The sequence below is a fragment of the Caballeronia sp. DA-9 genome (assembly GCF_051615025.1).
GTDB lineage: Bacteria > Pseudomonadota > Gammaproteobacteria > Burkholderiales > Burkholderiaceae > Caballeronia > Caballeronia sordidicola.
Map to the genome: position 1 here is coordinate 1,606,382 of NZ_CP195133.1, position 11,432 is coordinate 1,617,813.

The 11,432-nt window shown below is 56.3% G+C and carries 25 protein-coding genes; 17 read left to right on the plus strand and 8 right to left on the minus strand.

Annotated elements, in window-relative coordinates; genetic code table 11:
- Positions 1-101: 101 nt before the first annotated feature.
- From ACRWA7_RS23515 to ACRWA7_RS23550, 8 genes are all read right to left on the minus strand, one after another.
- Positions 102-368 (minus strand): hypothetical protein, encoded by a 267-nt coding sequence (locus tag ACRWA7_RS23515; RefSeq protein WP_438396415.1) that lies wholly within the window; start codon positions 366-368, stop codon positions 102-104.
- Positions 369-462: 94 nt separating this feature from the next.
- Positions 463-885 (minus strand): hypothetical protein, encoded by a 423-nt coding sequence (locus ACRWA7_RS23520; protein ID WP_438396417.1) that lies wholly within the window; start codon positions 883-885, stop codon positions 463-465.
- A gap of 114 nt (positions 886-999) precedes the next feature.
- The gene (locus ACRWA7_RS23525) at positions 1,000-1,143 is read right to left on the minus strand and encodes a hypothetical protein (RefSeq protein WP_438396418.1); all 144 of its coding nucleotides are present in this window, start codon (positions 1,141-1,143) and stop codon (positions 1,000-1,002) included.
- A 236-nt stretch (positions 1,144-1,379) separates the two neighbouring features.
- Positions 1,380-1,748, minus strand: coding sequence for a hypothetical protein (locus ACRWA7_RS23530; RefSeq protein WP_438391118.1), 369 nt, complete (start codon positions 1,746-1,748; stop codon positions 1,380-1,382).
- Positions 1,732-2,298: a helix-turn-helix domain-containing protein gene (locus tag ACRWA7_RS23535; protein WP_438391117.1), complete on the minus strand. Its 567-nt coding sequence runs from the start codon at positions 2,296-2,298 to the stop codon at positions 1,732-1,734. Before ACRWA7_RS23535 ends, ACRWA7_RS23530 begins: the two co-directional genes overlap by 17 nt.
- A 569-nt stretch (positions 2,299-2,867) precedes the next feature.
- Positions 2,868-3,044, minus strand: coding sequence for a hypothetical protein (locus ACRWA7_RS23540; RefSeq protein ID WP_438396419.1), 177 nt, complete (start codon positions 3,042-3,044; stop codon positions 2,868-2,870).
- A gap of 94 nt (positions 3,045-3,138) precedes the next feature.
- On the minus strand, positions 3,139-3,480 hold the full coding sequence (locus ACRWA7_RS23545; protein WP_438396421.1) for a hypothetical protein: 342 nt from the start codon (positions 3,478-3,480) through the stop codon (positions 3,139-3,141).
- 70 nt (positions 3,481-3,550) lie between these two features.
- Entirely contained in the window at positions 3,551-4,324 is a 774-nt protein-coding gene (locus tag ACRWA7_RS23550; protein WP_438396422.1) for a S24 family peptidase, read from the minus strand.
- Positions 4,325-4,394: 70 nt separating this feature from the next.
- Between ACRWA7_RS23550 and ACRWA7_RS23555 the strand changes: the two genes are divergently transcribed.
- The 17 genes from ACRWA7_RS23555 to ACRWA7_RS23635 all read left to right on the plus strand — a co-directional run bounded on the left by ACRWA7_RS23555 (position 4,395) and on the right by ACRWA7_RS23635 (position 11,432).
- Entirely contained in the window at positions 4,395-4,640 is a 246-nt protein-coding gene (locus tag ACRWA7_RS23555) for a transcriptional regulator (protein ID WP_438396424.1), read from the plus strand.
- Position 4,641: 1 nt separating this feature from the next.
- Positions 4,642-4,944 carry a hypothetical protein gene (locus ACRWA7_RS23560; RefSeq protein WP_438396426.1) on the plus strand — a complete coding sequence of 101 codons (303 nt, stop codon included), beginning with the start codon at positions 4,642-4,644 and terminating at the stop codon, positions 4,942-4,944.
- Between the two features lie 13 nt (positions 4,945-4,957).
- Entirely contained in the window at positions 4,958-5,164 is a 207-nt protein-coding gene (locus tag ACRWA7_RS23565; protein WP_438396427.1) for a hypothetical protein, read from the plus strand.
- A complete protein-coding gene (locus tag ACRWA7_RS23570) occupies positions 5,161-5,328 on the plus strand; it encodes a hypothetical protein (protein ID WP_438396429.1) in 168 nt (55 codons plus the stop codon). The genes ACRWA7_RS23565 and ACRWA7_RS23570 overlap by 4 nt, the downstream gene beginning before the upstream one ends.
- 174 nt (positions 5,329-5,502) lie before the next feature.
- Complete coding sequence (locus ACRWA7_RS23575; RefSeq protein WP_438396431.1) at positions 5,503-5,943, plus strand: phage regulatory CII family protein; 441 nt, start codon at positions 5,503-5,505, stop codon at positions 5,941-5,943.
- A 2-nt stretch (positions 5,944-5,945) separates the two neighbouring features.
- Complete coding sequence (locus ACRWA7_RS23580) at positions 5,946-6,146, plus strand: hypothetical protein (protein ID WP_438396432.1); 201 nt, start codon at positions 5,946-5,948, stop codon at positions 6,144-6,146.
- 7 nt (positions 6,147-6,153) lie between these two features.
- A complete protein-coding gene (locus tag ACRWA7_RS23585; RefSeq protein WP_438396434.1) occupies positions 6,154-6,456 on the plus strand; it encodes a hypothetical protein in 303 nt (100 codons plus the stop codon).
- Positions 6,456-7,268, plus strand: coding sequence for a BRO-N domain-containing protein (locus tag ACRWA7_RS23590; RefSeq protein ID WP_438396435.1), 813 nt, complete (start codon positions 6,456-6,458; stop codon positions 7,266-7,268). The genes ACRWA7_RS23585 and ACRWA7_RS23590 overlap by 1 nt, the downstream gene beginning before the upstream one ends.
- A gap of 1 nt (position 7,269) precedes the next feature.
- On the plus strand, positions 7,270-8,445 hold the full coding sequence (locus ACRWA7_RS23595) for a replication protein (protein ID WP_438396437.1): 1,176 nt from the start codon (positions 7,270-7,272) through the stop codon (positions 8,443-8,445).
- Positions 8,442-8,669: a hypothetical protein gene (locus tag ACRWA7_RS23600; protein ID WP_438396439.1), complete on the plus strand. Its 228-nt coding sequence runs from the start codon at positions 8,442-8,444 to the stop codon at positions 8,667-8,669. The genes ACRWA7_RS23595 and ACRWA7_RS23600 overlap by 4 nt, the downstream gene beginning before the upstream one ends.
- Before the next feature lie 129 nt (positions 8,670-8,798).
- Entirely contained in the window at positions 8,799-9,098 is a 300-nt protein-coding gene (locus tag ACRWA7_RS23605) for a helix-turn-helix domain-containing protein (protein WP_438396441.1), read from the plus strand.
- Positions 9,095-9,676, plus strand: coding sequence for a DUF1064 domain-containing protein (locus ACRWA7_RS23610; RefSeq protein ID WP_438396442.1), 582 nt, complete (start codon positions 9,095-9,097; stop codon positions 9,674-9,676). The genes ACRWA7_RS23605 and ACRWA7_RS23610 overlap by 4 nt, the downstream gene beginning before the upstream one ends.
- Positions 9,676-10,146, plus strand: coding sequence for a hypothetical protein (locus ACRWA7_RS23615; protein WP_438396443.1), 471 nt, complete (start codon positions 9,676-9,678; stop codon positions 10,144-10,146). The genes ACRWA7_RS23610 and ACRWA7_RS23615 overlap by 1 nt, the downstream gene beginning before the upstream one ends.
- Positions 10,143-10,658, plus strand: a complete 516-nt coding sequence (locus tag ACRWA7_RS23620) for a hypothetical protein (RefSeq protein WP_438396445.1) — start codon at positions 10,143-10,145, stop codon at positions 10,656-10,658. The genes ACRWA7_RS23615 and ACRWA7_RS23620 overlap by 4 nt, the downstream gene beginning before the upstream one ends.
- A gap of 92 nt (positions 10,659-10,750) precedes the next feature.
- A complete protein-coding gene (locus ACRWA7_RS23625) occupies positions 10,751-10,978 on the plus strand; it encodes a DUF3310 domain-containing protein (protein WP_438396446.1) in 228 nt (75 codons plus the stop codon).
- Positions 10,975-11,232 (plus strand): hypothetical protein, encoded by a 258-nt coding sequence (locus ACRWA7_RS23630; protein WP_438396448.1) that lies wholly within the window; start codon positions 10,975-10,977, stop codon positions 11,230-11,232. The genes ACRWA7_RS23625 and ACRWA7_RS23630 overlap by 4 nt, the downstream gene beginning before the upstream one ends.
- The gene (locus ACRWA7_RS23635; protein WP_438396449.1) at positions 11,232-11,432 is read left to right on the plus strand and encodes a hypothetical protein; all 201 of its coding nucleotides are present in this window, start codon (positions 11,232-11,234) and stop codon (positions 11,430-11,432) included. The genes ACRWA7_RS23630 and ACRWA7_RS23635 overlap by 1 nt, the downstream gene beginning before the upstream one ends.

The window sequence follows — 11,432 nt, forward strand, 5'->3', positions numbered from 1 at the left end:
AAGTTAACATCAGAACAATCCGCGCGCAACGTTCGAATTCAGTACAAACAGCACAGGTGGCGCTTGCGTTGTCGCGCCTCGGATTCAATGCATATGCGAAATCATGCTTGGCGGTGCGCTGGATCTGTCTCAGCCTCGGGCGACGCGTCGTTCGCGGACGCTGACGTCTGGCAGTAGCAGTTGAGGAGGGCCAGTGCTGCATCAGCGCGCTGGAACTGTGCGCGCGTTAGATGATTCGCGCAGATCAATGTGTAGAGCTTCTCGCGCCAGTAGGCGGGCGGGAGTATCGAACTCGCTTCGATCTCAGGCCGCCACCGCCGGACGATCGTCTCGATATGGGTGAGTTCCTCGTCGATCAAGTCGTACATGACGCGCCCCGGACCGTGTTTTTGTCTGTTAATTATGTTTAGTCAAGAACACGAAACAAAGTAGGGATTTACATCAGTAGCGCGGAGGTGATTTTTAAGACGTGAATCGGCCGTCAGTCTTAGGAGCAGCGCGCTTTCTGCCATCGGCTTCCCACTCGCCGTACCGAATCGCAAATTGGCAGGCTTTTTGTTCGGTCTCGAAGTAGCCGAGGATGCCGGATGCCCACTGGGCGCCAGCGGGAGTCGTCACGATAACCATTGCGGCGTAGCTGCCGGGCGAACCGACTGCCAGCGGTTTCAAGGTGTGATCCTTATAAAGGACTGGGACAGCGTGCATAGAAGCTCCTGCGCAACGGAATCGAAGATGATTGCGCAAAGCAACAACAAAAACTGTCAGAAATTGAAAAATTTGAAAGAAGCGGGGATGGCCTGCGTCCATCGAGACCGATATTGCGTAGCGGCCCGAGTCGAAACCACTGGCGACCAAAAAAACACCCGCCGAAAAGGGCGGGCGCAAGGTACTTTGGTGATCTGCCGCGCTGAGAACACGGCACCCTCATCATACGCGCCAAGCAAGCTGCTTCAGGCCTGGGACCCACAAACCTTGTGCGCGCAGATCATCCAAAAGAGATCAGATAGCCGGCTGCAGGGTCCAGATGAGCGCAAACATAACCACGAGCGCTGCTGCGACCAATGCTGCGCCCGCCGCGATGATGAAATCGTGCCAGGACGTTCGTTCTTCCCTCAATTTCATCTCATGGAGCAGTGGACTCAAAGACCGCTCCATCAACCGCACGCTGGTTGTAGACTCATTCGCCGACCGTCTCGCGCTACGTCGGATGTACCGTGGCTTTGTAAATGTCTGACGCATTTCTATCCTCGGAATCGCCGGGCATGCGCCCAACGCTCTGAGGAATGCAATTTTCAGGCCGATGGTGCGATTTAGAATTGCACACACAGCAAAAACCCCCAGAACTGGGAGTCTGGTTGTGTCGTGTCGAAGCAAACTTCTTAGTTCGATTTTTTAATGCTGGATGGGTTGGCAGAGAAGTTCTCGATCGCGGTGATGAGAGACTTGTTTATTACATCGGCGCCCGTCAGAAGCTGCTTCTTTCCTTCGTCAGTGACCAGGTTTCCGAGAAGGCCGTGAAGAAATTGATACAACGCCAACGTGGGGATGGTTAGCGTGAGATTCGCTTGCCGTTGTTCCACATCACCGGGTTTTATCGCTGGAGACGTCACGGTGTGACATACCAATTTCGTGATCGGAATGCCTATATTCATCTGTGTGATGCCGTCGATGAAAACCTCGTTGACTTGGTCCGGAAGAGTTAAGTCGTACCTCATCTGGTCTTGGCGAACTTCAACAGTTTTCGGCATAGCGATCGTCGGTGGTGTATTGATTCGCGGAGGTGTCGCCAAGCTTCTCAAAATTGATTGATGGGATTGACCATTCAACAGTGGTTGCCGAGATGGCCGGGTAGTACGTTTGGCTCGAACTTAGATCGGTTAGAACCATCATTGCGGCGTTCTTAAATTCTATGTTCGCGGTGGCTGCTTGCACACGATCAAGTTCGCCGACCGCATCTTCATCTTCAAAAGATGGTGCGTACAAGGCTGTCGGACTTACGTCGTGTGTTTCAAAAATAAACTTTGAATAGCCAACAAATTTTGTCAGCAGCGCAACATCTAATACCTCTGCAATACGCAAAAGCGTCTGAAGTGACATCTTCCCGTAAGACGGATCTTCATAACGGGCAATTGCCGATTGGCCTCGCAGCCCCAGCTTTGCGGCCAGTTGGGACTGCGTTAGGCCGCGCGCCACGCGCAGCTCCTTGATCTGGAACGCCAACCCTTGCAACGTCTTATGTTTGGCATAGGCGGTCCGGTACGGCTTCTTACGAAGCTTTCTCAGCTTGTCCTTATCCATTTAATAACTCCTGTTCGCTGGACCATGGCACCGCAGTGGCGGAGCCTGCATGTAGACTCTCTCGCCGCGTGTCGCACTTTGAGTGCCACGCCTCGGGGTAAAGCTTGTCACCTTTCTCAACGGCCCACAGTAGGAATGTGAAATCGTTGTTCTCAGGCCCGAAGTATCCAATCGGTCTTTGTTGAGCGCGGTCCGCAAAGATCCTAACCTCGAAATAGTCGCGAAAACCTTTTTTTATCCTCAGCTTCGCTGCCTGTGGCCGGGACCATTCCTGTCGCGGTCTTGTACACAAAAACTCCATTTGGACATCAAACGCAGCTTGCAGGTCATCGGATCCTCGTTGATATGCTTCTTTTGTGTCGCACTTCCCCGCTTGATTTTGGAACGCTTTCAGGAGCCACATTTCGAAGGTTATCACTTTTTTGTGATTACGACCGTTTCTATTGACCCGCAACGATGGCAACCGAACAAATACAGAACCCACTGCTGGTCGGCAAACGAAGGGATCGGCGCGGTAAATCGCGATACTGAACGTTAGAGGGAAGCGATCTGCTGTGCCACGACAAGACTCATCCCCAAACAAAAATTCCCAGCACCGCAAGCACAGCCAACATCAGCACTGCAAACCCAAAGACGATCAGCGTGTCGCCGCGCCGGTCGGTCTTCCGGAGGATCTCTAGCCGCTTTTCCATTCCTTGATCCCAGATCCTCTCAAGCTTGTGCTTGACCGTCCGCGCGCGGTTCATGTTGGTCCGACCGCTGGCTAAAATGAAGCCGTTCGTCGGGCAATCCGTGGGCCCGGCTAATACTGAACGTCAGTCACTTTGGGGCGCGAGTGTGTCACCGGAACAGCGCGAATATCGCGGCCCAGATGGAGGCCCGAACGGCAGTTTTTACGACCGTCTCGCCCATACCCTGCCTGTTCGAATGATTGCGGCTCGCAGGCGCGGCAACGTTCACGCCGAGACGTTTCTTTAGGGCATCAGGGGAACTCGAATACTCGTCAAACAAGCGGTCGCGCTCTTCTTCGACCGCCGCGAGAAATTCCTTTGAACCGGCGGGATCAAGCGTCGCGGCCTGCTTCTCGATCTTTTCATCGAATCGCTTTACCACGGCAGCACCCATTGCTTGGGACCCCTGCGCGCCAAACGTCAGTAACTGGCGCCAATTCTCTTCGACCATCAAACGTATTTCTTCTTTCGTTGGCTGCACTCGCGGTTCCATTGGCCTTCTCACTTTTTATTGTGTTGGATTACATTGCGCCGCTAACTGCTACCACTCGGGCGATGATTTCTACGTGCTCCGCATCCGCAGGCAGCACTTCCATATCCGGATACCTCGCTTTATCCGGATTGTCGGAACGTATAGTCAAGCCGCCGCCTGGGCGCTTGAATAGCCGTTTCACGTACACCTCATTCTGGTAAGCAAGGACATACACCTTGCCGTCTATAAGCGTCGTTGCCTTGTAGTCAACCACGAGCGAGTCGCCATCAATGACGCGAGGCTCCATGCTCGAGCCGTCCGCAACGACGGTCGCTGCCTGGCCTGGGTTGATACCCAACCTTGCAATCCATGACTTGCGAAATGCCTGTTTTTGGCCCTTCTCGTCGACTTCCCAGACGATCCGGCCATTGCCGGCGGACACTTTTATATCTAGTCTCGGGATCAAAACGTACTCTTCGCCTAGTTCGGACTCGTTGTCCCACTCCAAGACGGGGCGGATGTTCACAAACGATCGACCGTCCGTAAGCTTAGCGCTAGGTTCGCGCCCCATCTTTGTGAATAACAGGCTTTTGTCGCCGCTTTTCGGCGATTCAATAGGCGCAGAATTCGCTTGATCTGACGAAGGTTTGTCCAGGTAGCCGTCGCCCATGCCGTAGTCGCGCTCAATCCGCCGAGCGGCACGTTCGCCAAACGAAGCGTTACCCCCCGTCAACTGCGAGAAGTAGCTTTTTTCCTTTGCGGGCGCGGCGCGATCCTTCAGCCACTCGCGTAGGCGAGCCCGCCGATTTTCTTGAATGTCCATGTTGCAAGTTTAGTTAATTCTAAATTAGTATTCACTTGACCCACGGTTTAGCGTGAACTAAACTCCTGCCATGGACCTGAAAACCTACATTGCGACGGCACCACGAGGCACCGCATCGAAGCTTGCGACGGCCCTTGGAATTTCGCCGTCATATCTGTCTCAACTCGCGAGCGGGTTGAGTTCGATCTCGCCTGAACGGTGCGTTGCGATTGAGCGCGAGACGTTTCGCGCGGTCACTCGCAAAGACATGCGGCCAAGCGATTGGCGTTTGATCTGGCCTGAACTCGAAACACCCCGTACAGCAGAGGCTGCCTGACATGAAGCGAATTCGTGCTCGCATCTATTGGATCTACTGCGGTCTGTATGCAGACCTTCTTTTCTGGCTTGAGCAGCATCAGCCTGGCGCTGGTGGGATGAACCCCCCCAACCGCGTGATCGTCAGCCGCATTCGTTGGGATACCGGCGACGGCTGGATCATGCGGAAAGATGGGTCGATTCGGATCATCCGTCCTGGTGAGTCGCTCCGAGAAGACCAGATTGATCCGCAAGGAATGCACGGAGGGGTAATTCGTAATCATCCTGGGAGTGCGCCTGAGCCGGAACCGCAAGGAAATATTTAAAAAAGGATGCTCGATGTCTGATTCCACTCTGCGCGGCACCCTGAATTCGCTTCAAGCGCAAATCAGTGCGCTTCAGTCTCGGGTTGTTCTCTTGGAATCTGTAGTGAAGCCAGTTTCCGTAGAGGTGAAGGTAGTAGCGGCTGAGCAGGATTCCGCGCGAATCACGCGCGAGATCACCGCTGCGGTACGCCGGGTTATCCGGATGGAAGGAAAGTCATGAATGGCCTATCGAGTGTGGACAAGAAATGCATTCGAGATGCGATGGCGGCGGCCGCAGCAAATGGCGCTTCGCCGGTTCGCCTGAAAGAGATTCGTGAATCGCTGACGACCGAGCTACTTGCGATGCAAGCGGCGACAGCGAAGCCAGGAGCAGTAGCGAAGTAACTGACGACGATGGTCCTCCTGCCGGGTTCGCCCGGTCTCGTTGAGGACTACTAAACCGCCGGTCTCCGTCACGCAGGTTTGTTGTTTTCATTTTTGTTTTACCCGTCTTGTTTTTGTTGTTGACCGAAATATACGTTCCGCAGCGCAGCAATAAAACGTTCGATTGGAGATGCAGTGAACATTACCGATGCAGCTTACGCAGTTGTCCACGATTACCCGGGTGGCTCCGAATCGCTTGCGCCGCGCTTGGGTATGTCGCCCGCAATGCTTCGGAACAAGGTCAACCCAAACAACACCACGCACCATTTGACGTTGGCCGAAGCGCTACGCATATCCCAGATCACTGGCGATGTGCGGATTGCCGAGGCTATCGCTAACGAACTCGGCTACACGATGGTTCAGACGCCGCGCGTGGAAGAGTGCTGCGACTCCGCCATCGTCGAGTTGATGGGCGAGGCGTGGAGCACGCACGGCGATGTGGGCAAGGAAATCTGCAAGACGCTCGAAGACGGGCGCGTCGAGATTAAGGAAGTTGATCGCGTTGAGTCGCGGATCTACAAACACGCGCAGGTGCTTTTCAACATCTCTGCGCGCCTGCGCGGTATGGCGGAGTAATCATGCCGACCGATATTCCTGTCATCGACCGTGCTGCGCTGGACCTGCTGTGCACTGGACGCTTCTTTCTCGGCCCATTGGCCCGGGAAGTGATTCGTGACATCTCGGCGGACGCGCTGAAGCGTCACCCGAACTATCCGCGGACCTGCCTTTCGTGCGGCGCCCGCGAGTCTCTCGACGGCTCATTGCCGTGCGGTCACTGAGGTATCCATGAAGAACACCATCAAGGTCAGCCCGGTTTGGACGAAGGACCTAGTCGCGCGGCGCGCTGCTGAGTTCCTTCGGTTCGAGCAGGCGATGCGCGAAGCGCAGTTGGACTATCGCGGCGCCTGCGCTCGCTTCATTAGAAAGAATCGCATCGAGGTTCGCTTGGATACAAGCGACGAGAAGTTTCGCCGCGCGACTCGCAAACAATTCCTCGCGTTCCATGCCGCCAAGCGTTCTTTTTATAACGCGAAGCGACGCCTCCAAACCGCTGTGCGCAACTGCGCCGAACTCGCAAGGGCAATCTGATGAGCAACCAAATCACCCCGTTCGTTTTCGACGGCGCTGCGGTGCGCGTGGTCGTGGTCGACGGCGAACCAATGTTCGTGGCGCGCGATGTCGCTGCTGCTCTCGGATACGCCGTGCCGGATAAGGCGGTTCGTGACCACTGCAAAGGGGCAACCGATTCAGTCGCCCCTACGGCGGGCGGATCGCAGCGCGTGAAAGTCATTCCTGAACGCGACGTGTATCGCCTCATCATGCGATCAAAGCTTCCGGCGGCCGAGCGGTTCGAAGACTGGGTGGTAGCAGAGGTGCTGCCGTCCGTCAGAAAGACCGGCTCCTATGGGCACCAGGTAAGCGAATCGACGAAGCTGGCTGGCGAACTTGCGATTGCCGAATGCTTCACACGGCTGTTGAAACCGTCGCCTTCGAGCCAGGTCGCGATGCTAGCGCACATTGCGAAGAACCACGGCCTCGAGCCGACGTTTCTGCCGGCGTATGTCATTGATGCGGCGTCCGACTCGACGTCAGGTAGTTCGATGGATACGAAGCCGCTCACGGACTTGCTTGCTGCTAACGGAATTTCGATCTCCGCCCGTACCTACAACCGCTTGCTCGCGGAAGCAGGTATGCAGGCGGAGCGAATTCGCCGGAGCAATTCTCAGCGCGCCGTGAACGGCACAAAGCGCTTCTGGTCGGTGACGGAGGCGGGCCTGAAGTACGGCAAGAACATCACAAACCCGAACAGCCCGCGCGAGACGCAGCCGCATTGGTACGTGGATCGCTTTGCCCAGCTCCATTCGATCGTTTCTTCGCATGTGACGGGAGAGGCTGCCTGAAATGGCACTCGCAGACGTCATCCACATGCCAGAACAGCCGCGCACCGTGCAGCTTGAGAACGGCTTCACGCGCGTGGCTCACGGCATCGTCGAAGCCCTTGCGCTGGCTGACCTGAGCAAGCGCCAGTACAAGGTCATGCTGGTCCTGATCCGCCTCACGTATGGCTTCAACAAAAAATTCGACGAGATCAGCCTGTCGCAGCTTGAAGAGAAGACCGGTGTGTTTAAGGCGAACATGTCGCTGGCTATCGACGAACTGGTGTCGATGAACGTGATCATCCGTACGCCCGGCAAGCACGCTGCCTGTCTGGCGATCAACAAGGCATTTCAGCAGTGGACCGGCAAGGCGAAGGTCGATCCTTCGAAGCTGTGGAGTTATCAAAACAATAACCCAAGGGTTATTGAAACAATGTCTGAGGGTTATCAAAACGATAACGATGGGGTTATTGAAACGATAACCACAAAAGACAACTCCAAAAGAAATAACCAAAAGACAACTCCAAAAGAAAACCTTTCGGTCTCGCTTCGCGAAACCTTTGAGATTTTTTGGGCGAAGTATCCGAAGAAAAAATCACGCGCAACAGCCGAGAAGGCGTTTGCAAAGCTGAACCCGAACGAGCAACTCCTAAGCGACCTGATGATGGGACTGGAGCGGGCCGTGACTTCGGAGCAGTGGAGCAACCCCAAGTTCATCCCCCACGCAGCCTCCTGGCTGAACGCGGGCGGCTGGACGGACGAGATTCAAAGCCAATACACGGACGCCGAACGTGCCGTGATCCAGGCCTTCAACGAGGCGCTTGGGGAGCAGATCGGCGTCATCGATGCATCGGTTTTTGTCGAGTCCCGTGCTGGGGCGATCCGCGCTTTCCTCGGCGCGCGGCCTTCTGACCCGGACTTCTGGAAGCGGTATTTCCCGGCAGTCCGCGAGAAGGTCGACATGCCGCCGCACGCTGGCCTGGACTGGCTGATCAGCCCCAAGGGATTCAGCGACGTGCTCGGACGGATGGCGGTCAAGCGCAACCCGGACGGAACGAAGGCGGCCGGCGAGTGGCACAAGACTGCCAGCGGCATCAAGGCGAAAGCCAAATCCATGGGCATTGCATTCCGCGACGACGAGCCGGTTCCGGCGATCGCGTTGCGCGTGCGTGCCGCAATCGAAAAATCGGAGTGCGCATGAGCATTGAACAGGAAACGCCTTTCTGGCTTGTGTGGTCGCCGAAAGGGGAGCGACCGCCGAAATACCGGCACTTCACCGTCGGTGCAGCGACCACGGAAGCTGAGCGTCTTGCGCGACTGCACCCGGGTCAGACGTTTGTGGTTTTGCAATCGGTGGCTGCGCGCACGGTCGACGACATGGTCCGAACAGTCTATGGCACGAATGACAGCGAAATCCCTTTCTGAGGCCCAGATGAACACATGCGGAACATGCAAGTACACAACGAAAGAGCCCGGCCACGCTGGCATGTACAGCCGCGGTTTTCGCAACTGCGCGCACCTGCCCGATTGGCAGTTCATCAGCGGGATCTCGGCATGCCGATTCAATCCGTCGAAATGGGAAAGGCAGCAATGAAGACGTTCACTGAAGTCGCATGGACGAAACGGCTCAAGCCTTCGCCGAAACTATTGCTGCTCGTTCTTGCGCGCCGCTCCGAAACGACGAACGGAATTTGTTCAGTCTCGATCCCGGATCTTGCCGCCGAGCTCGGCACATCGCTCATGACGGTCTACGCAGCAATTAGGACGCTCGAAGAGCAGAACTTGGTGACGGTTCATCGCAGTGAGCACGCGGAGTCGAATTCTTATTGCTTGCGCTTGGAGACGTGGGCATGAGCAAGCGCACGCCTTGGCCGATGGTGGTCCCGGTCGGTACGAAGAACGTCGGTACCGCGCGAGTGCGCGAGTCAGATGCACGTGCGAGCGAGGAAACGGCACGGATGTCGATGACGACCGCACAGCGCCGGATCTACGAGATGAACGGAAACCCGCCGCAAAGCAGCGCGCTCGACGATCCGACCGACCCCTTTGACCGGTCATTGATTCGTCAGCATCCGGTCGCGCTCGCTGCAAAGCGGCCCGCGAAATACCGCAACACGAAGTGCGAGCACGAAGGCATCAAGTTCGACAGCCAGAAGGAGAGGTCGCATTGGTTTCACCTGGTTCAGCAGCAGGCCGCCGGACTGATCAGCGACCTGAAGTTGCAAGTGCCATTCGTGTTGACCGCTCGTAAGCAGCGCGACGACGGCAAATGGGAGCGTGCATCGAAGTACGTCGCTGACTTCACCTACGTGCGCGATGGAAAGCTGGTTGTCGAGGATGTGAAGTCGGAAGCGACGCGGAAGAACCGCACGTACATCCAAAAGCGTAAGCAAATGCTCGAAAAGCACGACATCACCATCAAGGAAATTTGATGAGCCGCTCCCAAAAACCGCGCAAGGCCTACCGCCAGCGCTTCGTGAATCGCACGGCCGGAATCGACGTGCTCGAGCGCCGCACGCCGATGGCCGTGTCGCAAACCCTTGACCTCGGTATCGCGTATCACGTAGCGCTCGACGAAATGCTGCACGGGCGCGGCACCGAAGAGCATTGGTCGACGGTCGTTTGCGCGTTGAACATCGCGCTCGTGCTTGCTGAGATGGGTTTCGGGGCTGAGCAAATCCAAATCATGAAGGCTGCGCTCGACGGCGCGGTGCGCACGCGCGACCGTGCGCGGCGTGTCGGCACGTGGGCATTCGACGGCGACGGGATGTCGGCGATCCGGCTCGCCATGGAAATACACGATCAGCAGATGGAGATCGTGACCAAAGCAACGATTCTCGCGGCGATTGCAGAAGTGCATCGTCGCATCGATACCGGAAACGCATTTCAGGAGGCAGCGTGAGCCGCAATTGGACGAAAGAAGAAGTGGAGACGATGCGCGACATCGTCATGTCAGGGAAAAGCCTGAAGAAGAACATGAATCTGCTGCCTGGGCGCTCGTACCACGGCGCCTCCACGAAATGCGTTGAGGTTGGGATCCGGGTTCCAAAGGTGGGCGAGAGGATATTGATCTTGATGTCAGACGGCGCGCCGCGCACTGCGCGCGCTATCGCCGATGCGCTGAACCTTCCTCGCAAGTCAGTTTCCGACGCATTGCGTAACGCGGTATGGCCGGACGATGGTCAGTCCATGCATATATGTGCCAGAACTGCGGAAAGTAAGGAATTTCTTTACGTCATCGGCGAAGGATTGAACGTGAACCTGTCGCCAGCCGAAGCCGAACGGCGCCGCATCGCAAAACGCGAGCGCGAAGCTGACAAGCGATATGAGTCTCGCACAACATGGTGGCCGCGCGCCGATCCAGTCGTCATCTCGGCGATCAACGCAATGGTGCATGCGGGGAGGGCTGCCTGATGGTTACCAAAGCACGTCAATGCCCAACATCCCCATCCGGATTTTGCCCTGTCGGCTGCTCTGTTGACGAGCAATGCAGAGTCGAAATGCACATGAACGTCGCGCTTGCCAATGCCGACGCTGTCAATCATCCGGCGCACTACACCCAGCATCCAAGCGGCGTTGAGTGCATCACGATCACCGAACACATGGGTTTCAATCTCGGCAACGCCGTGAAGTACGTGTGGCGCGCTGACCTAAAGGCCAATGCAATCGAGGATCTGAAAAAGGCTCGCTGGTATATCGACCGCGAGATCCAGAAGCGGGAGAGGCAATCATGAAAACCCGCACGCCGCTTCAACGCCTACGTGCCAGCGCGCAGTTCGATCAGCAACCCGACAGCGTCTCCGGATTCTGGCGCGGATATTACGTTTCGGTGGAGCGCGCTGGGCCGGACACGCTTTGGTATATCCGAGTCAATCACCCAGATGGTGGCTACCTTTACGACGGGTTTTGGGCTGACAGCGAAGCCCGTGACGGATCTGACGCTGTTGCTGAAGCGTTCGCTGGCGCTGAGTTATTGGAGGGCAAATGATGCCTCATTCGATCATTGTTTTTTGTTGCATTTGGTATGCGCTTGGCTTCCTCTCGACTTTGTATCTAGGCATCCGCAGCGGAAAGGTGACGCTTGAGGACGTGATCATGTCGATCATCGGCGGGTTTCTGGGGCTCTTTGCCGTCATCGTCGTGTTGGCGATCGTCGGCGAGTCGATAACGATCTGGAAGAAGAAATGA

Coding starts and splice junctions, on each gene's coding strand:
- ACRWA7_RS23535 (WP_438391117.1), bottom strand. CDS start 2,298: ATGGATAAGGACAAGCTGAGAAAGCTTCGTAAGAAGCCGTACCGGACC.
- ACRWA7_RS23605 (WP_438396441.1), top strand. CDS start 8,799: ATGCCGATTCAATCCGTCGAAATGGGAAAGGCAGCAATGAAGACGTTC.
- ACRWA7_RS23580 (WP_438396432.1), top strand. CDS start 5,946: ATGCCGACCGATATTCCTGTCATCGACCGTGCTGCGCTGGACCTGCTG.
- ACRWA7_RS23585 (WP_438396434.1), top strand. CDS start 6,154: ATGAAGAACACCATCAAGGTCAGCCCGGTTTGGACGAAGGACCTAGTC.
- ACRWA7_RS23610 (WP_438396442.1), top strand. CDS start 9,095: ATGAGCAAGCGCACGCCTTGGCCGATGGTGGTCCCGGTCGGTACGAAG.
- ACRWA7_RS23540 (WP_438396419.1), bottom strand. CDS start 3,044: ATGAACCGCGCGCGGACGGTCAAGCACAAGCTTGAGAGGATCTGGGAT.
- ACRWA7_RS23565 (WP_438396427.1), top strand. CDS start 4,958: ATGTCTGATTCCACTCTGCGCGGCACCCTGAATTCGCTTCAAGCGCAA.
- ACRWA7_RS23555 (WP_438396424.1), top strand. CDS start 4,395: ATGGACCTGAAAACCTACATTGCGACGGCACCACGAGGCACCGCATCG.
- ACRWA7_RS23630 (WP_438396448.1), top strand. CDS start 10,975: ATGAAAACCCGCACGCCGCTTCAACGCCTACGTGCCAGCGCGCAGTTC.
- ACRWA7_RS23590 (WP_438396435.1), top strand. CDS start 6,456: ATGAGCAACCAAATCACCCCGTTCGTTTTCGACGGCGCTGCGGTGCGC.
- ACRWA7_RS23570 (WP_438396429.1), top strand. CDS start 5,161: ATGAATGGCCTATCGAGTGTGGACAAGAAATGCATTCGAGATGCGATG.
- ACRWA7_RS23530 (WP_438391118.1), bottom strand. CDS start 1,748: ATGCCGAAAACTGTTGAAGTTCGCCAAGACCAGATGAGGTACGACTTA.
- ACRWA7_RS23550 (WP_438396422.1), bottom strand. CDS start 4,324: ATGGACATTCAAGAAAATCGGCGGGCTCGCCTACGCGAGTGGCTGAAG.
- ACRWA7_RS23625 (WP_438396446.1), top strand. CDS start 10,751: ATGAACGTCGCGCTTGCCAATGCCGACGCTGTCAATCATCCGGCGCAC.
- ACRWA7_RS23560 (WP_438396426.1), top strand. CDS start 4,642: ATGAAGCGAATTCGTGCTCGCATCTATTGGATCTACTGCGGTCTGTAT.
- ACRWA7_RS23595 (WP_438396437.1), top strand. CDS start 7,270: ATGGCACTCGCAGACGTCATCCACATGCCAGAACAGCCGCGCACCGTG.
- ACRWA7_RS23600 (WP_438396439.1), top strand. CDS start 8,442: ATGAGCATTGAACAGGAAACGCCTTTCTGGCTTGTGTGGTCGCCGAAA.
- ACRWA7_RS23515 (WP_438396415.1), bottom strand. CDS start 368: ATGTACGACTTGATCGACGAGGAACTCACCCATATCGAGACGATCGTC.
- ACRWA7_RS23635 (WP_438396449.1), top strand. CDS start 11,232: ATGCCTCATTCGATCATTGTTTTTTGTTGCATTTGGTATGCGCTTGGC.
- ACRWA7_RS23545 (WP_438396421.1), bottom strand. CDS start 3,480: ATGGTCGAAGAGAATTGGCGCCAGTTACTGACGTTTGGCGCGCAGGGG.
- ACRWA7_RS23615 (WP_438396443.1), top strand. CDS start 9,676: ATGAGCCGCTCCCAAAAACCGCGCAAGGCCTACCGCCAGCGCTTCGTG.